Origin of the sequence: Xanthomonas sp. NCPPB 2866 (assembly GCF_041475745.2) — a bacterium.
GTDB lineage: Bacteria > Pseudomonadota > Gammaproteobacteria > Xanthomonadales > Xanthomonadaceae > Xanthomonas > Xanthomonas arboricola.
This window is the reverse complement of sequence record NZ_CM192975.1, coordinates 2,404,958-2,425,850: the sequence shown is the minus strand read 5'-3', so window position 1 is coordinate 2,425,850 and position 20,893 is coordinate 2,404,958. Positions and strand designations below refer to the sequence as shown.

The following is a 20,893-nucleotide window of genomic DNA, read 5'->3' as shown; positions in this document are numbered from 1 at the left end:
CCCGGTCCCGTTCGCCGACCTGGTCACCAATAACGTGGTGGCTCCCGACCAGGTAGTCCACGGTGCAACCATCCAGGTCGATTACCGCGTCACCAACAAGGGCAGCGCGACCACCCGTGGCGCCGATGCGACGACCAATAGCTGGACCGATACGGTTTGGCTGGCAAAAGACCCGCGGCGGCCGGGTGCCAACCGTGGCGACGTTCTGCTGGGCAGTGTCACCCACACCGGTAACCTTGCAGTGGGCGAGGACTACCAGGGCAGCCTTCGCGTCACCATCCCCAACGATACCTTCAGCGGGCAGTACTACATCACCGTCTGGAGCGATGCCTATGACGGTATCCTGGAAGACACGCTGGCATCCAACCTCAATGCCGACGATCCAGGCCAGCTTGACAACAACAACTACAAGGCCCGCGCGATCTCGGTCCTGGGTATCACCCCGCCGGACTTTGTCGTCACCCAGGTCGTTGCTCCGCAGACGGTAGACGCGGGCGGCAACCTCAATTTCAGCTACGCCGTGCAGAACCAGGGTGACCTGTTTACCGGCACCTGGACCGACGCGGTGTACGTCGCAGACAACGCCGACCTGTCCAAGGCCACGAAGCTATGGCTGATCGGCAATTACACCCAAAGCCGTACGCTCAACAACGGCGAAAAATATACTGTCAACCAGACTGTGCAGTTGGCGCCGTCGATCACCGGTCGTTACGTTGTCGTGGTCTCCGATGCACTCAGTCAGATTCGTGAAACCAACGAAGCCAACAACGCAACGGCGTTGGCGTCCAACGTTATCTCCCACCCGGCCGATCTGCAGGTCACTTCGGTCATCGTCCCGCCGCATAACTACTCCGGCGAACCAACTCCCATCACCTGGACGGTGACCAACAAGGGAGAAGCCGTCTGGCCGTCGACCAACGCGTGGATCGATTCGGTGTACATCAGCACCGATCCGACGTTCATTCCAACCCGTGCGACCGCAATTGGTGCATTCGCGCGCTACAACACTGCGGGTCTGGCCGCTGGCGCCAGTTACACCGTGACTGCCAATGTGGCACTGCCGCCGGGTACTGATGGTCGCTATTACATCTACATCATCACCGACACGGGCGCGATCCGGGACAACCTGGCCTCGCCCGAACCGAAGTCCAGACCGTTTGAAGAACTCAATGACGGGGGGCGCAACGATTACGCCCTCGACCATTATGGTCAATCTGTGTTCGAGGGCCTCAATGGAGCCAACAACTTCGGCAGCGCGGGCATCGACATCACCTATCGTGAGGCCGATCTGCAGATCGACACCGTGTCGATCTCCAATCCGGCTCCTCACTCAGGGGAGCTGGTCACCGCCACCTGGACGGTGACCAACCGTGGCGATCGTGCCACGCGCTTCACGTCCTGGTCCGATGGAGTTTATCTATCCAACGACGACACACTGGACGCCAGCGACACGCCATTGCCGGAGGGCGATCTCTACACTAATCCGGGGCGTATCCAGGGCATCTCGATCGTCGATGCGAACGGCAGGCCGCGTTATCTGCTGCCTGGCGAGTCGTACACCGCAAGCGTCACGTTCCACCTGCCCCAATCGATCAGCGGCAATTTCCGACTCATCGTCAAGACCGACACCTCCACGGTGAAGGACTTCGAATACAGCACCCCCAGCTCGATCCGCGACGGCCTGGATGTCGTCGATGGCAGCGGCCCGGGCGCTGTTCTCGAATTCCGCGACGAGGGCAACAATGTCGCCTCAATCGCGCTTCCCATCACCTTGGCGACGCCGCCCGACCTCACCGTGTCGGCTGTGACCGTGCCCGCGCACGTGGTGGCCGGCCAGCCCTTCACGGTCGACTACTCGGTCTTCAATGCCGGCGGCGGTACACCATCCGACCAGCAAAACTGGAACGATCTGATTTACCTGTCGCGTGACCGCTTCCTCGACGTGAACCAGGATCGCTACCTGGGTTATGTAGCGCACGGCAACGGCCTTGCTGCCGGTGGTCGCTACGACGGTCGCTTCAGCGTGACCGCGCCGAGCGATCTGAGTGGCGCTTGGTACGTGTTCGTCATTACCGATCCGGCACGCGCTTTTGGTACCGGGGCCAGTGGCGCCGTCCTCGAATTCGGCAAGGACCAGAACAACGGCACCGCCGCCGAACAGCCGGTCCTGATCGAGATCCCGCCGCCGGCCGACCTCAAGGTCGACACCGTCACGGTGCCGCCGCAGGCGCAGGTCGGCCAGCCGGTCACCGTGAGCTACACCATCACCAACGATTCGGACAACACCGCCTACGGCACCTGGACGGACGCGGTCTATCTCTCGATCGACAATGCCTGGGGCCTGACCGACATCCTGCTCGGCAAGGTCGTGCATCGCGGCGATCTCGCCGGACACGCCAGTTACAGTGGCTCGCTCACCGCCAACCTGCCGCCGCTCAAGGACGGTAGCTGGCGGATCGTCGTCCGACCGGACTTGTACAACGAGGTCTACGAAGGCGCGATCAGCTATGGGCCGACCGGCCTTGTAATGGCTCCGGGTGAGGCGAACAACCTCACGGCCTCTGCCGCGACCATCCAGACCTCGGTTCCCGTGCTCGCCGTCGCCAGCCCGAAGGCGATCATGCTCGACGATGGCGTCTCCCAGCTCTACAAGGTGAGCGTCGCCGCTGGCCAGACCCTGCGCGTATTGCTCGATTCCTCGGCACTTTCCGGGGACAACGAGCTGTACATCCGCTACGGCGACATCCCGACCACGTACGCCTACGACGCCGCGTACGCGAACGCGTCCGCGGCAGACCAGCAGGCGATCATCGCCAGCACGCTGGCGGGCGATTACTACATCCTTGTGCGCAGCCGTGGCGGCCACGATGTCGCAGCGACGCTGCGCGCCGATCTGTTGCCGCTGTCGATCACACGGGTCACGCCAGATCACGGCGGTGTGGGCGATGACACGCATCGTTGGGTCACGCTGGATATCTACGGTTCCAGCTTCCAGGCCGGCGCCATCGTCAAGCTCAACCGCCCTGGCGTGTTCGAAGCCGAGCCGGATCGCTGGCAGGTGCTGGATGCCACGCACATCCGCGCGATCTTCGACACGCGTGCGTTCCCGCTCGGCCTGTACGACGTCACTGTCGTCAACCCGAACGGGCAGCGCGTCACCGAGGCAAACCGCTACCTCGTCGAGCGCAGCATCGAGAGCGATGTCACCATCGGCGTCGGCGGCCCGCGCACTCTGGATCCTGGCCAGAGCGCAAGCTATACGGTCTCGCTGCAGAGCCTGACCAACGTCGATACACCCTATGTGCGCTTCGACGTCGGCGCAGTGGAGATGGGTTACAACAGGTACCTCATCGACAGTCTCAACCTGCCTTACGCCCTGTTCGGCTCCAACATCGCCGGCTCGCCGTACGGCAATACGGCCAACGCGCCGGCAAACACGCAAAGCTACGGCCAGACGCCGTCGACCCCGTCGCGTACGGACATTCCGTGGGCGTCACTGGACGGTACGCTGAATACATCCGGCTACGCCCTGGCTCCGGGTTACGCCTTCGATATCGCTGCAAGCGGATTCGTCGGCATGACCTTCCGTTTGCAGACCTATCCCGGACTGACCGCCTGGGTCAATCGCGACTTTGTCGGCCTTCGCGAAGCGCTTTATGCCATCCATCCCGATTGGAAGTCGCAGGGCATCCTCGACGCCGGCGTCAATGGTCTGGACAGCATTTCGCCCGGGTTGGCTGCGCGATTCCGCTCGACTGCGCCAGAAGACATCCTCAGCGAGATTGAAGCGCTCTCCCAATCGTTCGAGATGAATATCGTCGCTGCCGCGACAGCCCTGACCCGCGCCGAATTCGTCGCCGAGCAGACGGCTTATGCGCTACGCCTGCGCACTGCGGTGCTCGCCGACCAGACCGCCCCGGTGAACCTGGCCGTGCTCGCCGCCGATCCTGCAACATGGGTCAACGGCTGGCTCGCCGCACTCGAAACCGGCGGCATGCTGCGTCCCGATCACCAGGCGCCACCGATCACGACCAACCCGCAAGTGGTCAGTCTCAATGCCACCCTCGCCGCCGGCATCCTGCTCTCACGCGCAGGTGACACCTATCGAACCCAGGCCGACCTGCTGGGCTTCTTCGCCAAGGTGCAGCAGTGGTACGGCGACACCGCCAAGTACAGCGGCGACAGGAACGCAGCCACCGGTCCGATCGACCACAACGAGGTGCGCTACACGTCTGACGGTGATGAAGTTCTGGTGCCGGTCCCCTCGCTCGCGAACCCGGCCGACTACGATCGTCACACCGGACGCACCCTGCAGTTCGAGAACTTCCGGGTATTCGTGGGAGGCCAGGCGGAGCTTGAATACCTGCGCGCGCAGGGCCTGCTTGACGAAAAGTTCAACCCGGTACCAGGAAAGCCGCTCAACCTCACCCAATACCTGCAGCTGATGGCGCAGCGTAGTGGCCTGGACGATGCCGTGATTGCCGTGCAGGGTCCGCAAGGCCGCGCAACCGCAACTGACGGCAGCATCTATGTCCCGTCGGCGACACCGTTGCCCTACTCCTTTGCGTTTTCCAACCCGACCTCGCAAGGGGTGGGCGAGATCCGGATCGTCAGCCAGCTGGACGCCAACCTGGATCCGCGTTCGCTGCGCCTGGGCGACCTGAAGCTCGGCGACATCAATCTCCATGTGCCTGCCGATCGCGCCAATTTTCAGGCCGACTTCGATTTCACTGGCACCAAGGGTTATGTGCTGCGTGTCAGCGCCGGCATCGATATCGAGTCGCGCGTTGCCACCTGGTTGATCCAGGCAATCGATCCCTCCACCGGCGAGGTCATGACCGACCTCACCCGCGCCTTGCTCGTGCCGACCAACGGTGCCTCGGTCGGCGGCTTCGTGAGCTATACGGTCTCCGTCGGCGGCAGCGTGGCCACGGGGACGAAGATCGGCGCGAGTGCGCGGATCCTGTTTGACCAGGCGCCGCCGATCGACAGCGGCACGCTCAACGTCACGCTCGACGCGGGCGTACCCAGGACCTCGGTCACGGTCACCAGCCTCGGTAACAATGCCGCGGGCGCACCGACCTACACCGTGAAGTGGGACGCGCAGGACGATGCCAGCGGCATTCGCTTCGTCACCGTGTATGTCGCGACCGACGGCGGTGATTTCCGCATCTGGCAGCGTCAGGTTGCAGCCGACCGCACCAGTGCCGTGTTCACCGGCGAAGCCGACCGCACCTACGAGTTCCTTGCCGTGGCCACCGACCTGGCGGGCAATCGCGAGGCGGCCAGCACCACCAACGCCGTGCTGCCCGACGATGGCGGCAGACAGGGTGTGCTGGACGGCCTGGGCGTCACGCCCGGACTGGAACAGACACCCAGTACCCCGGCGGCGGCCCCCGATCGCAACTATCCCGAAAACACCCTCTTCCAGCAGGCTTCCCAGCTGCTGCCGGGTGTTGTCGCGAATACGAGCCCGGGCGATTACACGAATATCCTGTCGCCGTTCGCTGCACGCGGCTTCGCGGACGGTTTCGCAGCCAGCGATGCCAATATCGGCGCGATGGCGATGGTCGAACTCGCCGACCACAGCGTGTTGTTCAGCGCAGGTGCGCTGCGCAACGAAGTGTTCAAGGTGGGCAAGGACGGCGGCCGTTCGGTGACCCCGCTGTTCGTGCTCGATAGCCCCGTGCTCGACATGGCCGTCGATGCGTTCGGCCAGCTGTGGGTGATGACCGGTAACGAACTGCTGCAGGTCGATGCGACCAGCGGCGTGATCCTGCGCCGCCTGCAGGGACCGAGCGGCCAGCCGCTGACCCATGCACTAGCGATTGCGGCCAACGGCGACATCTACGTGTCGTCCGGCGGCGGCATCGAAGTCTTCCATCCGAACCAAACCGACGCCGCCAAGGCCTGGCAGCATTTCAGCAACACCCGCGTCGGCGATCTCGCCTTCGGCCCGGACGGGCGCCTGTGGGCGGTCCGCTGGACCGGCAGCCAGATCACTGCCGCCGATCCCAATGGCAGCACCGAGATCGTCAGCTTCCCGATGTCGGGCAGGACCGCCGGCCGCGCGGAACTCGAGTACCGCCTGACCGGCACCGTCTCGTCCATCGCCTTCGGCGCCGCAGGCACCCCGCTCGCCGGCCTGTTGTTCGCCTCCGGCCAGCTTGCACAGCACGTCACCGTGGCCGGTGTCACCGACACCACGCGCGGCTCGACCACCTGGATGATCGAACTCGATTCCCGCCGCGTGCTCCAGCTTGCCGGCGGCGGCACCCAGGCCCAAGCGATCGTCGCCACCAGCGACGGCCGCCTGCTCGTGGCACAGACCAACCACATCGACGAGATCGCCCCGGCGCGCGCGCCCAAGGTGCTGGCGACCAGCGTGCCGGATGGGGCGCTGGTACCGGTGCCGCTGGGCGAGATTGCGGTGGTGTTCGACCAGTCGATGTCGCTCGCCCTGGACAAGGATGGTTCAGTCCTTGATCCCACCTACTTCGAGCTGAAGGACGGTCAGCCGGGAGCGACGGCACTGCATCCCACGAGTGTGCGCTGGGATGCCGCCAGCCATACCGCATATCTGCGATACGACGCGCTGCCCGCCGGCTACTACATGATGACGATATCCGGCCAGCTGCGTTCGGCGACCGGACTCGCGATCGAGCAGAACTTCACCTCCGCGTTCACAGCACTGCTCGATATGAGCAACAGCGTGTCCATCGCATTCAGTAACACGCGTTCCGATCACGTCACCGGCGCCATCAGCTATGACGTCAACCTCACCAACGTCGGCCTGGACGACATCCACGGCCCGCTGATGTTGTTGCTCGACCCGGGCGTCTACTTCAACGGTGCCATCCCCGGCAGCAGCGCCGGCCAGGGTTCGCAGTCCGACCTGTGGGTGCTCGACCTCACTGCCGCACTGCAGGCACTCGGTGGAAAGCTCGCCATTGGCGCGACACTGGCCAACCAGACGATCAGCGTGCTGCCGCCATCTTCGGCCAGCGCCTTCGGTGGCCTGGCTGGCCTGGCCCGCTTCGCGATCGGTCATGGCGTCTACGCCGTGCCGATGGCGAACGTGCCGCCCGTCATCGTCAACACACCGGCACTGGAAGCAGACAGCTTCGTCACCCCTGCCGTCATCGGTCAGCCATGGACCGCCTCGATCGAGGCCACCGATGACGACGGTGCCGCGTTCTTCTGGGAACTCGTCAGTGCACCGCCGGGCTTCACCATTGCCGCCGGCCCGGGTTTCACCCGCGATCCCGACGGACGCTATCGCGGTGCGGCCACCCTCGCCTGGACACCTGGCCCGAATGCTGATGCCGATACCGTCATCATCATCCGCGTGCAGGACGGTCGCGGTGGCGCCTCGCTGCAGGAGCTTCACCTCCCCGTCGTCAACGGCAATCAAGCGCCGGTACTGGCCGTTGTCCAACAGGTCAAAGTGGCTGAAGGCGCGCTGCTGACACTGCCCATCGTCGGCGCCGACGCAGATGGCGACACGCTCACTTACAGCATCGGGAACGTACCGCCAGGCGCGCAGTTCGACGCCCGGACCGGCATTCTCTCCTGGCGCCCGGGTTACCGGCAGGCAGGCGTGTATGCCGATATCACCGTCACGGTATCCGATGGCAAGTCCATCGTCAGGCAGGCCTTCACCATCACGGTCACGCAGGCCCAGCCCGACCCGGTGTTGTTGCCCGTCGCGGCGCAGACCGTTCGCGAAGGCGACGCCTTCGCGCTGCAGTTGGCCGGATCACTGCCAGGCGGTACCCAGGTCGACGACGGTACGGTCGTGCGCCTGTCCTACAGCGCCGCATCCTTGCCGGGTGGCATGACGATCAACCCGGAAACCGGTTGGCTCGCCTGGACGCCGGGCTTCGACCAGCACGGCGACTACAGCGTGCGCGTGCGCCTGACCGCAACCTTCGCCGCCACCGACGGCACGACAGTGGCGCGTTACGTCGAGCGCGACGTCGTACTGCATGTCCTCAATGCCAACGGTGCGCCTCGTTTCGACGCCAACATCGAGTCGCAGTGGAACATCGTCGAAGGGCAGCCGCTGCGGATCAGTGTCTTTGCCTTCGATCCGGACAACGCACAGTTCGCCCCGGCCGTGCGCCTGGGCGCGTCGGCACCAGTGACCAATCACGACGGCTTCATCGTGCCGCCGAGCGTCACCTATCAGGTCCTGGGACTTCCGGCCGGCGCGACCTTCGATCCGCAGACGCTGGAACTGGCGTGGACGCCCGGCTACAGCCAGGCGGGTACCTATTACGTCACGGTGATCGCCACTGACGACGGCGATGGCCTGGGAACCCCGGCGACCAGCCGGGTCACCATCCCGATCGTGGTCGCGGACACGAACCGCGCCCCGGTAATCGAAGCGATCGCCAATGCGTTCGTCGACAAGGGGGCAGTACTCGAGATACCCGTCGATATCCAGGATGTCGACAGCAATGCGATCACCTACACCCTGTCCGGATTACCGCGGTTCGCGACCTTCCTGCCCGATGCTTCGGCGCCGGTCGGGCACGTGCGCGGCGTCATCCGCTTTGCGCCGGGTGCCAACGACCGTGGCGACTACACGATCACGATCGTCGCTCGCGACGACGGCAACGGCGACCCCGCGCGCGTGCTCACACAGGCGGTCAGCTTCGTCGTCACCGCGCGCAGCCAGACCGAAGCACCGGTCATCGACGTGCCCGGCACTGTCGTGGCCGTCGTCGGACAGGCCATCTCCCTGCCCATCGTCGCCAGCGACCTGGACCAGGATGCCCTGACCCTTACGGTCGACGGGCGCCCCGTGGACGCCGTCGTCACCGCGTCTCCCACCTACGGTCACTGGATCTTGACCTGGACGCCGACTGCGGACGACATCGGCGCGCACGACATCACCCTGACCGTGGCAGACCGCGGGCTGCCTCCGCAGGATGCTGGCCACACGAACCCCGCATCGCCGCTCCCCAACGTCACCGTGCGTACGCTGAGGATCGTCGTGCGCGCCGCCAACAGCGCGCCCGAGCTGCTTGCCGTGCAGATCAACGGACAAACGGTGCCGACCATCGGCGATGTGTCCGCGCCCGTCCAGTTCGGTGCGAATGAAGGAACGCCGCTGCTCGTCGACCTGTTCGCGCGTGACGTCGATGCCGACACGATCCGTTGGACCGTCGCCGGTCTTCCCGATGGCATGACCCTGAACGTCCCCACGGATGGAACGCGGGCGACGCTTCAGTGGACTCCGGGCCAGTTCGCTGCGCAGTCCGGCAACATTCCGGGCGGCGCTCCGGGCCAGTACCGCTTCACCGTGACAGGCAGCGACGGCAGCGCGCAGTTCGCGCGTACCTTCGTCGTGACCGTCGCCAACGTCAATCAGGCGCCCGTGATCCTTCCAATGCCGTTGCAGTTGGCGAACGAAGGTTCGACGTTGACCTTCACGCTGCGGACGGCCGATGCCGACGGCGACCCGACCCGCATCGCCTTCATCCAGGACGACCAGACCCCTGCGGGCGTCATGTTCGACCCGACGACGGGCCAGTTCGAATGGACGCCCGCTGCCGGCACCGTGGATAACGCGGTGCAAGGTTCGCGTGACTTCACGTTCCGCTTCGTCGTTACTGATGGCGGATTGAGTACCACCCGCACCGTCAACGTGCGGGTCTTCGACACCAACCGCGTGCCCGAGCTCTCGGTCGCGAGCCATGCGCTGGTCGTCGGTCAGGAGTGGAAGGTACCCGTTGCACTGGGTGGACCGGCGCCGGGGGGCATCGCAGTCTCCGACGCTGACGGTGCCGTGCAGACGGCCGCCCTCGTCGTCTCGTTCCAGGGCCTTCCCGAAGGTGCCAGCTACGATGCGGTAACCCAGCGGTTGTCCTGGACGCCTGGTCCCGGACAGATCGGCGATTTCGTCGTCACCGCGCAGGTCTCCGATGGGTTCTCGACGGCATGGAAGTCGTTCACGCTGCGCGTTGCCGCCGACGCCGCCTCGAATGCACCGTCGATTCTGGTCGACGCGGTACCGGGAACGCCGCTGCTGCCCGGCCAGGTCGTGCAGGTGTCCGTGCGCGCGTCGAGCTTTGCACCGGTGACCGGCATGACGGTGCAGGTACGCGGGATCGGAACCGATCCGGATACCTGGCAGACCGTTACGCTGGATAGAAGCGGAAGGGTCCGCTTGACCGCATCGCGCCCCGGCCTCATCGACGTGCGCGTCGTGGCCACCGATGCCGATGGCTTCACCGCCACACGACAAACCGCTTTGCGGGTCCGCGATCCGCAAGATACGGCGGCACCGGAGCTTGCGTGGGCCGGCGGCCTCGCCGGTGCGTCCGCCAATGGAAGTCCGGTCGTTGCTGGCGCTGCGTTGCCAGTGCTCGCCGCGATCGGCGATCTTCAGCTGGCCGGCTATCGCCTACAGGCCGCCAGCATCGACGGCGGCGCGTGGCAGACGCTCGCCGAAGTGGCGACTGGATCGCAAGCAGTGGATGGCACGCTGCCGATCTACACGCTCGATCCGGCCACCTGGAACAACGGCATCTACCGGTTGCGCCTGACCGCGTGGGATCTGGTCGGCCGGACCAGCGAGATCGAATCGCGCGTCACCATCGATTCCACTGCCAAGACCTTCGACAGCGGGACGCAGGACGCCACATACAAACTGGGTGGACACGCCTTCAGCGTTGTACGGACCACTGCCGGCCCCAACGGCGGCGACTTTGGCAACCAGGGCCTGCAAGGCATCGAGACGGGCCTGCGTTCGGATCAGCCCGACATCACGTCGACGGGCGCCATGTATGCATGGACCGAAGGCTCCTTGTTCTGGTTGCGCATGCCTGCCTCGCTCGGCGGCAACGCTGCCGTGGCCAATCTCAGGTTCACCCTGCAGACCACCGCGCACCCCATGGCTGGCACGGCGAACGCACCGATGGTGTACCGCGCCGGCTTTGCGGCGGACCAGGGCTGGACACTCGCCGTCTCCATCGACGAGCCGCTCTCGCGCCAGGGTTCCCATCTCTACAACCAGGTCAGCGGTCTGCCATGGCGTCCCTCGGGTTATGTGCTGACCGCGCCGGACGGCACGCGCTACGGGCTGGATGCCGCGGGCAAGGTACAGACCGTGAGCTTCACCGACGGTGTTCAATGGCTGGTCTCGGACAGTGGCATCGCGGTCGTCGGTGGCACGCAACGCCTGGAATTCATGCGTGACGCCTCCGGCCGGATCGTCCGGATCGTCGGTCCGCAGGCGAATCCTGCGACCGTTACCACCACGGTCTACGGTTACGACACTGCGGGGCGGGTCGTCCTCGCGCGCTCGCTCGATACCGATCAACCCGCGAAGGCCTACGGCTACGGCAACGACGGCAAGCCATATACCGATGTCCTCGCAGCACATCTCGGTGCGTCCACGCAGTGGAACAACCCGGGCAACGCATGGACGGGCGTCCTCTCCGCAGATACGACTGCGGTCGGCTTCATCGTGCGCGACAGCGAGCTGGCTTCCAGCGTCAAGGTCGCCGGCGCAGCCGGTGCCCTGACCGTGGCGGTACGCGTCACCCTCGCAGATGCCAACAGCGGTGTGGACGTGGTCGGTGGGACGATCGTCGGCCGCACCCTGCACGACGGCGTGCTGACCCTGCTCGTTCGCATCGACGCCGCCGGCCTCAAACTCGTCCGTCTGCACGGTACGGGACAAGCCAGCGTACGAGTCGCCATGCCCGGCGACCTCGATGGCAACGGGTCGATCGACGGTAACGATGCAAGCGCGTATGCCGCTGCAGCGATCAGCCAGGCCCGCGTGGCCGACCTCACCGGCGACGGCGTCATCGATCAGTCCGACCGTCAGATTCTCTACGCCAACTATGGCTGGAAGGCCAATGCAGCGCCGCAGGTCCATGCCGATCTCCCGGCGACGCTCACCCATGCCGGCCTCGGTGTCGCGATCGGCCTGGACGGCGTGGCGACGGATATCGAGGGGGATGCCACTTTCTGGCGCATCCTCGGCGCCGAGCACGGCACTGCCGTGTTGGGTGCCGATGGACGCACCGTGATCTTCCGGCCCGACGCCGGCTACACGGGGCCGGCGTCCATCCTGCTCAGTGCCGACGACGGGTATTCGACATCGTCGTCGATCCGTCTGCCTGTCACGGTCAGCGCCGCACGCATGACCGGTATCCATTTGGTCGCACCGGATAGCGCGCTACCGGGCCAGAGCGTGCCGCTGCGTGCCACGGTCGACTTCGAAGACCAGACAGGTGTCGACGTCAGCGCCGATCCGGGCTTCCTGGCGATGTATCTGGCGACACTGCAACCCGGTGCCTCCGGTAACCTGCCCGCGCGCCTGGACGATGCGCAGGACCTGCTCGTCACGCTGGGCAAGGGCCCTGTCCTGATCGTAGCCAGTCACACCGCATCCGACGGCTCCATCGTTCGCGACGTCAAGGTCGTCAACATCATCGACCCCACAACCGCCACCCCGGCCGTCATGCCCGAGGTCTATCCCGGTTCGTTCACGCTCGCCAAGGGAGGCACCCGACAGCTCAAGGTGCACGCCGGCGATCCGGTCACCGGGGCATCGGTGGACATCCACGCGCAGGCCATCTACCTGTCCAGCAACGACGCGATCGCCACCATCGATGCCAACGGCCTGGTCACCGCGCATGCGAACGGCCATGCGACGATCTTCGTCGTCTACGTGTACACCTCACGCCTTTCCGATGGCACGTTGCTCCAGCAGACGATCGGCATGGCCCAAACCGTTATCTCGGTCGAGCTGGCCCAGCTGCAGTCGACGCCGCAAGCCATCGAGGTTTCCGCCGAAACGGGCGCCGTCGTGATGGCGCCCACGGGCGAAACCGTCATGATTCCCCCCCAGGCGCTGAGTGCGGACACCACGGTGTCCATCCAGCGCATCACGCTGGGCGATCCGTCGTGGCCCGGTACGGCGCAGGTCCCGGCACAGGGAGTGCTGGAGCCGTTGGCCGCCTTCAAGCTCGACCTGGGCAAGGACGGTACGGCGTATCCGCTGCAGTTGGCCATCCCCGTCCAGCAGACCGCCAATCCAGGCGACGAGGTCCTGTTCCTGCGCAAGGGCCAGGTGCCCAATGCGGACGGCACCTTCACCGACACCTGGTGGATCGTCGACAACGGTTTCGTCGGCGCAGACGGCATCGCGCGGACTGCAAGCCCGCCGTTCGACGGCGTGAGCTTCTCCGGCGAGTACTACGTCATGCGCGGGATGCCCGGGGTCATCTCCGGCAAGTACGAAGTAGGCGTGGCAGCGGCCACCTGGATCACGTTCGGCGGCACCGGCCTCTCGATTGCCGGCGGCTTGCTGGGCGCGTCCTTTCAGTCGGATCTGATCGATGCGATCGCACAGGCTGCAACCAGCCTGTTCGTCGGCGCGTACCACTTCGGCATTCCGCAGTCGGCCGACGTGGAGGTCCCGCAGGTCGGTCCCGGCCAGATCGGTAAAATCGAGACAATCAAGATTCTTCCGCCGGTGAAAATTCCCGGGAATACGATTCCGTTGCCGACCATCACCGGGCTGGCCGCCGTACCTGGCTCCGACAAGGTCACGCTGACCTTCGCCGATGCTAAGCCAGCACCCTACACAAGTACGCTCGTGCTGCGGGCAATCCTTCCCGATGGTTCGCGCATCGACATCAAGACCTTCCCCGGTACGACAACCGGCAGCGTGACCGTCCAGGTTCCGGCGGACATGGCCGTCGGCGTGATCCGCTGGCAGCTTTTCCGCGTCTATGCAGCAAACACGCTCAATCCGTCGGGCGTGGCCGTCAGCGGGGCCACCCGCGAATTCTCGGGTAATGTGTACAAGATCACTCCGCAACCGAACATCGTGGCGGTGCTGAGCCGGACCGGCGTCGACTTCCTTCGTGAAAACAAGGTCGTCGGGCAAGTGAATCTCCTGGAGCGACTTGGCGACGCAACGCTCAAAGATTACCTGAGCGGAACCAAGGTCCAGCCGGTCGCATTCTCTGACGACTTCACCCGTGCCTACATCGGCGGCAATGGCGCGATCTACGTCATCGATACCATCACCTTCCGTATCATCCAGAAGATCGAGGTGAAGGGTGGGAAAAACATCACCAGCCTGGTCGCGGCAGGCGGCAAGCTGCTGGTCGGCGAAGGCTCGACCTACGGTACGGGTGCAGGCAACTACCAGTTGCGCGTGGTGGATATCGATCCGACGAGCAAGACCTTCAGCCAGGTCATCTCGGTACAGGGCACCGGTATCGAGGCCTCGGTCTATGGCGTCGCCGCCATGGAGCTGGGCCCCGATGGCCATACCCTGATCGTGGCAGTACCGAAGAACGCGAACAGCACCCAGCTGGGCGACAGAACCAAGCGCGGCGATGTCCTCATCTTCGACCTGACCACGCTGGTCATGGCGACCGGGCGCATCGCCCCCGCCATCGTCGCGGCACTGGACGGTGACGGCATCAGCGGCAAGTCGCCCCAGCGCATCGTGGCCACCACGGACGCCGACCACTACCTGGTCACCAATGTCGCGGACTACAGCCGCGGCTTGTCCACTCTCGTCCTTGCTCGCGACAGCAGCGGAAACGTGACCTCGGCCACGCTGACCGCAATCGATTTGTCGCAACCGCTCAACGCAATCATCTCCGACCGCCTGGACATCCAGCGCGCGCAGAGCGTCGTCATGGTGGTACGCGACGGTGTGGAATACGCCATCGTTTCGGACGACAACTACAACTTCAACGATCCGTACTACAGGGCGATGTTTGAGGCGCCCGACTTCCTCTACCCGCCGTACGGGCCGCCGGTCGCCTACGGTGGCAGTGCCAGCGCCAAGAAGGTGTCGGTCGGCGGAAAGCTGGGCATCATCCGCGATCCGTTCGGCAAGCAGGGCACGGCACAGTACCTCGGTGCCACGCTGCCGCTGGACGGCTACGGCATCATCAACCTCAGCCTGACCGCAGACGGCACGGTGCTGGTCGGCCAGTTGAAAGGCGGCTTCGGCACCGTGGATCCCTCACGGCAGAACCCCAACCTGGTGCACAGCTGGAATATCGATGCACTGCTCGACGCCACCCTGGCGATGTCGGACAAGGAGCGCCAGTCGCACCACATTGCGATTGACGAACCCGGCGAGCAGAACATCCCGGTCAAGGCAAGCCCGCCTGCAGGAACCGAGATCAGTACGGGTGCGGAGACGGACACGGAGACCAGTTTCATCACCGGCAGCGGCCTGAAGGCCGATGGCACAGCAGTCAATGCAATGTCGCTGACGATTACGGGCGCGTCGCATGCCCAGACCTACGTGACGATCGATGTCGACTCGACCATCACCCAGTTCCTCAAGGCCAGTAGCGGCAGCGAGCCGCTGACTTCGCACACCCTGGTCATCGCCGCTGGCGGCAGCGCCACCTTGTCGGTGGATGCAAAAACGATTCTGGAGATGTATCCAGGCAACACGTTGTCGACCAAGACGGCGGACGAACTGTATGGCGGCCAGATCACCGTCACCACCGTGGTCAACGGCCAGAAGAAGATCGTGGTGTACCAGATCGTTCGCTGGGTGAACCTGACCGATGCGGTGGCGGTACTTAAAATGGTCGACCCGAACAACGTGGCGTTCCAGCCGCGCAATGTTCTCGTTAGCGGCGTTGGGCTGACAGACCAAACGCCCGACTACGCAGGCGTCCAGTTCCAGAACACCCTGGCCGATGGCGTTGGCGGCCAGGTCCGTACCAAGGAAGTGCAAGTCATCCTGCCGTCCTCCATGCAGCTGAGCCTGTCCGATCACGGCGCGAGTACCGAATTTGGCTTCGGCTCCAGCACCGCGGTGACGGCAGGCACGGCGTCATGGACCTTCGACCCGGATTTGAACGGCACCTTCAACTCTGGCGCATCCTCGTACTCGTTAGACACGCTGGACATCATCAACGCGGACGGCAAGACGATCGGGTCATTGAACGTGCAAGGCAAGAAGACCAAGCAAGTTGTGGTAAACCTAAACTACACCGGCTTCAAGGCCGAGATGGTTCGCATCTTCACGACATCGGGCATATTCTCCGGGAACACGCCTAGTTACAATCAAACAGGCGTGTACTACGCCGTCGGCGCGGCAGCGCAAGCCCAGAGCAGCTGGGGGACTAGCTTTATGGCCGGATCTCTCGAGGTCAGCGCCGAATTCCTTAAGTACTTTGCAAAATTCTTCAACAACCAATACACAGTCCCGGCACCGGGTGCTGCGCTGACCGGATTGCAGAAGGATTTTGACAATGCCGTCAACAAGGCATTCAACGACATGGCGGACAGCGTGCGTAGGATGTACGCGTCAGTGGGCAAAGGCATTACGTTTAAGAACGACCTACCACCGGGCACTACGACGTGGACTGAAGGTCCGATGATCGAGTGGGCCGATGTGGGGAAAGGCAATGCCGGCTACGTGTTGCCGCCGAACGGTATGCGTTTTGATACCCAGCGTGGTTTCGGTCCCAAGCAGGGGTGGCTCGATTCCGTTCTGCGAACCGGAACACCGGGTGCACCTGCCATTCCCGAGATGGCAAAGGAGTGGGCGCTCACCGACGCGGTCAACCAGACTGTCAACCAAACCGTGCATGTTGCCATCGGTAGCGGTTTCATCTGGGACGGTAATACTACGCTGGGCGCGTTCATCGCATCGACTGTCGCGCACGAGCTAGGTCACACCTTTGGCCTCGGTGAGGGTTACCTGCTTGACTCATCAGGAGCCTTGAAACGGGCAAATGCCATGAGCCAACCCAACGTCATGAATGCGACCGATAAGGCCTACAACGGTAAGCTGGGCTTCACCACGGAGCAACAGAGCGTCCTTCAGTCCGCCGTGGGCCTCCAGCCGAGTGCCACCACCTCGACCGGGCTGACGCCACTTGCAGCAGCGATCGCGTTCTATAAGAACTATTACTATCTCAGTGCGTCAACTAACGCCCTTCCCCGGATTTCAACGACGTACGTTGCGCCGGTCGGCCCACCCTCCACCCCATCGGCGTCGAGTCCCGAACGGTTCGCAGCCGTGCCACAGGCGACGATGCTGACCACTCAGCAGGCGCCACCGGCAACCCCAGTCGCGCTGACGACCGAGTGGACCGCACGTGGCGATGTCGATATCGCAAGTGGCCGCCTGGTCGTGCGCGAAGCCGCCGGTAGCCAGTCGCGGGTCGGCAAGGTGTTCATCGTGGGAGCGACCGACCGCTTCCTGCGCTTCACGATCGATGCGGCATCGCTGCAGACCGGCAGCGGCATCCCGCAAGATGCCTTCGAAGCGCTGCTGCTCGACGCGGCAACCGGTCAATCGGTGGCTGGCGCGATAGCACTGTCGCGGACGGATGCACTGCTCAACCTGCAGGGCGACGGCCAGGCATTCCTCGCCCAGGGCGTCACCTTCAAGACCAATGCGGACGGCAGCCGCACCTACCTGATCGACATCAGTGGTCTGGCCGCCGGGACGGCCGTCGCACTCTCGTTCGACATCCTGGGCTTCGGCGTGCTCGGCAGCGAGGTCGCCATCAGCGACATCGCGCTCATGGCCGATCCGCATGCGGTGGACGATGCGTTGACCACCAACGAGGACGCCGTGATACGTCTCGACGTGCTCGGTAACGACACCAGCACGGCAGGCAGCCGTGTCGTGGTGGTCACGCCGCCCACGCACGGGACCTTGACGGTGCGCGACGACGGCAGCTTCGACTACACGCCGGACGCGCTCTGGTGGGGCCAGGACGCGTTTACCTACCTGCTCGACAACGGCAAGGTGCAGTCGAACGTGGCGACCGTGTCGATCGACGTGCGCAAGGTCAATCATGTGCCCAGCGCCGGCGATGCCAGTGTGTCGCTGCAGGAAGATGGCTCCGTCGCGATCGACCTGTCACGCCATGCCACCGACCTGGACGGCGATACGCTCGATTACCGCATCGTCGACGGGCCCCTGCATGGCAGCGTGGTTCGCCAGCCGGACGGAACCTTCCTCTACTCGGCCAACCCCGGCTTCCACGGCGAGGACAGCTTCACCTTTGTTGCCAACGACGGCCAGGTGGACTCGTCGCTCGGCACGGTCAGGTTGCAGGTGCAGCACGTCAACCACGCACCGGTCGCCCAAGACGCCACACTGCCTTCGCTTGAGGAGCAGGCTCTCGACGGAAACGTCATGGCCTGGGTCACCGATCGCGACGGCGACGCCCTGACGGTCGAACTGGTGAGTGGCCCCGCCCACGGCAACCTGGTTCTGAACCCGGACGGCAGCTTCCACTATGTGCCGGATGCGCTGTTCCGCGGCCAGGACGTCTTCACCTACCGGGTCAGCGACGGCCTGGCAAGCTCCGCAATCGCAACGATCACCATCGTCATGGCACCGGTCAATCACCTGCCCACCGCCGACGATGTCGAACTGCGGGTTCAGGGCGACGGTGCCGTTGCGTTCGACCCGCTCGCCCATGCGGCCGATGTCGACGGCGACACGCTGGGCGTGATCGTCATTGATGGTCCGTCGCATGGAACGCTCACGCGCGAGGCGGACGGCTCGTACACGTATCGTCCCAAGACGTACTTCGCGGGCGATGATCGCCTGACCTTCGTCGTGGACGACGGAACCGGGCGCTCCCAGTTGGCTACCGTCACTTTCACCGTGCTGCCGCTGAACCATGTGGCCACCGCAGTGAACGATGTCGCCACCACCGACCAGGGTGTGCCCGTGGTCATCGCGGTCCTGTCCAACGACAGCGACATCGACAACACCACCGGGCTCAATGCGAACACGCCGAAGGCGCCCAATGCGGGGCTCACCGCGCGCATCGCAGTGCCGCCCGCCCATGGAGCGCTTGTCGTCAATACGGATGGCGCCCTGACCTATACGCCCGACGACGGATTCTTCGGGACCGATACGTTTGCCTATATCGCCAATGACGGTGCACTCGACTCGGCGGTCGCATCGGTCACCGTCACGGTACGCCAGACCAACCATGCACCGGTTGCCGCGAACGATGCCTACACCACCGTGCAGGGCCAGCCGCTGGTCTTCGTGCCGACCTCAAACGATACCGATGCAGACGGGGATCGCCTGCGCACGATCATCGTCAACGGACCGGTGCATGGAAAACTCGTCTGGGGCAGCGACGGCTCGTTGACCTATACGGCCGACGCCGACTTCGTGGGCACCGATACCCTCACCTACCAGGCCAGCGACGGCAAATCGCTGTCCAACGTAGCGACGGTGCGCCTGACGGTGTCGGCGGCCAACCAGGCCCCGGTCGCGGTCAACGACAGCGTGCGCGTGCACAACAACCAGACGGCGCGGATCGATGTGCTTGCCAACGACCGCGATGCGGACGGCGATGCGCTGAAGGCCACGATCGTCTCCGCGCCGAAGCACGGAACGCTGACGCGGAACGCGGATGGCACATTCAACTACTCCGCTGACTGCCTGTTTACCGGCACCGACACGTTCACCTATGTGGTCAACGATGGGAAGGCCAATTCCAACACCGCGACGGTCACAGTCACGGTGCTGGGCCCGAACCTGCCGCCGCTTGCGTTCGACGATGTGGTGGACCTCAAGGAGAACGGTTCGGTACGGATCGACCCAACCGCCAACGACTGGGATATCAACGGTGACGACCTGCGGGCCGCGCTGGTCTGCGGCCCGAGCCACGGTAGCCTGTCGCTCAATCCGGACGGTACCTATACGTATACACCGGATGCCAATTGGTATGGCCTGGACGGCTTTACCTACCAGGCGTTCGACGGTCAGTACCGCTCGAACCCGGCAATGGTCTGGATCCGTGTGGCGCCTGTGAACCAGGCGCCGGTCGCAGCCGCCGATGCCTTCACCGTACGTGCCGGCGTGGCAACGCGCCTGGACGTGCTCGCCAACGACAGCGATGTCGACGGCGACGGCCTGACCGCGAAGCTCGCCACCTCGCCGAAGAACGGCACGCTTACCCGCAACCGCGACGGCAGCTTCAGCTACACGGCCAAGTCCGGCTTTGTCGGGACCGATACCTTTACGTACGTGGCAACCGATGGCGCACTCGACTCCAGGCCGGTCACCGTCAGCATCACGGTACTGGCGCCGAACCGTGCGCCAGTGGCCAGGGACGACAAGGCCACCACCATGGCCGGTGCCGCCGTGCGCATCGATGTGCTCGGCAACGACAGCGATGCCGACGGCGACCGCCTCGCCGCCCTGCTCGTCTGCGCACCGTCCCACGGCAAGTTGTCACTCAACGCCGATGGCAGCTACACCTACACGCCCGACAAGGGCTGGTACGGCACCGACAGCTTCAGCTACCGGGCGACCGACAGCGATGCCCAGTCCGGCGTGGCCATGGTCAGCATCACGGTGCAGAAGGTGAACCGCGCACCCACCGCCCAGAGCGCCTCGTTCCAGGTGCAGAAGGATGGCAGCGTGCGGATCGATTTCGACTGCTTGGTCAACGACCCGGACGGCGACGCGCTGACGCTGAGCCTCACCAATCCGTCGAAGGGTTCACTGACGCGCAACCGCGATGGCAGCTACACGTATCGTCCGAAGAGCGGCTTCGTCGGTACCGACACGTTCACCTACTCGGTCAGCGACGACAAGCTGACTGCCAGTGCGAGCATCACCCTGGTGGTGTCGAAGAACCCGCCCCGCGACAATGCGATGAGCATTGTTGTCGGTGCGTCGGCCTCTGTCGGAAGCGTCCAGGGCGGTGGCTACATCGTCGTCAACCTGGGAGCGTCCAGCCAGCCGGTGATCGACTGGACGGCCACGGCCGGAACGTACCCAACGGGACTGGGAAATACTGGATGGGCCGCGCTACTGGGCGGCACGGTGTCGGGGATCGATCTGCTGGTTGCACAGACAGGTCTGGTGGTGCGGCGCGACTGA

The 20,893-nt window shown here is 64.6% G+C and carries 1 protein-coding gene (only partly in view); it reads left to right on the top strand.

The window, feature by feature from the left end; all coding sequences use genetic code 11:
• On the top strand, window positions 1–20,893 hold the 3' portion of the coding sequence (locus ACCQ04_RS10310) for an Ig-like domain-containing protein (protein ID WP_226427860.1). 15,044 nt of this gene lie to the left of the window's left edge; 20,893 of the gene's 35,937 nt are visible here — the last part of the coding sequence; its start codon lies beyond the left edge, outside the window; its stop codon occupies window positions 20,891–20,893.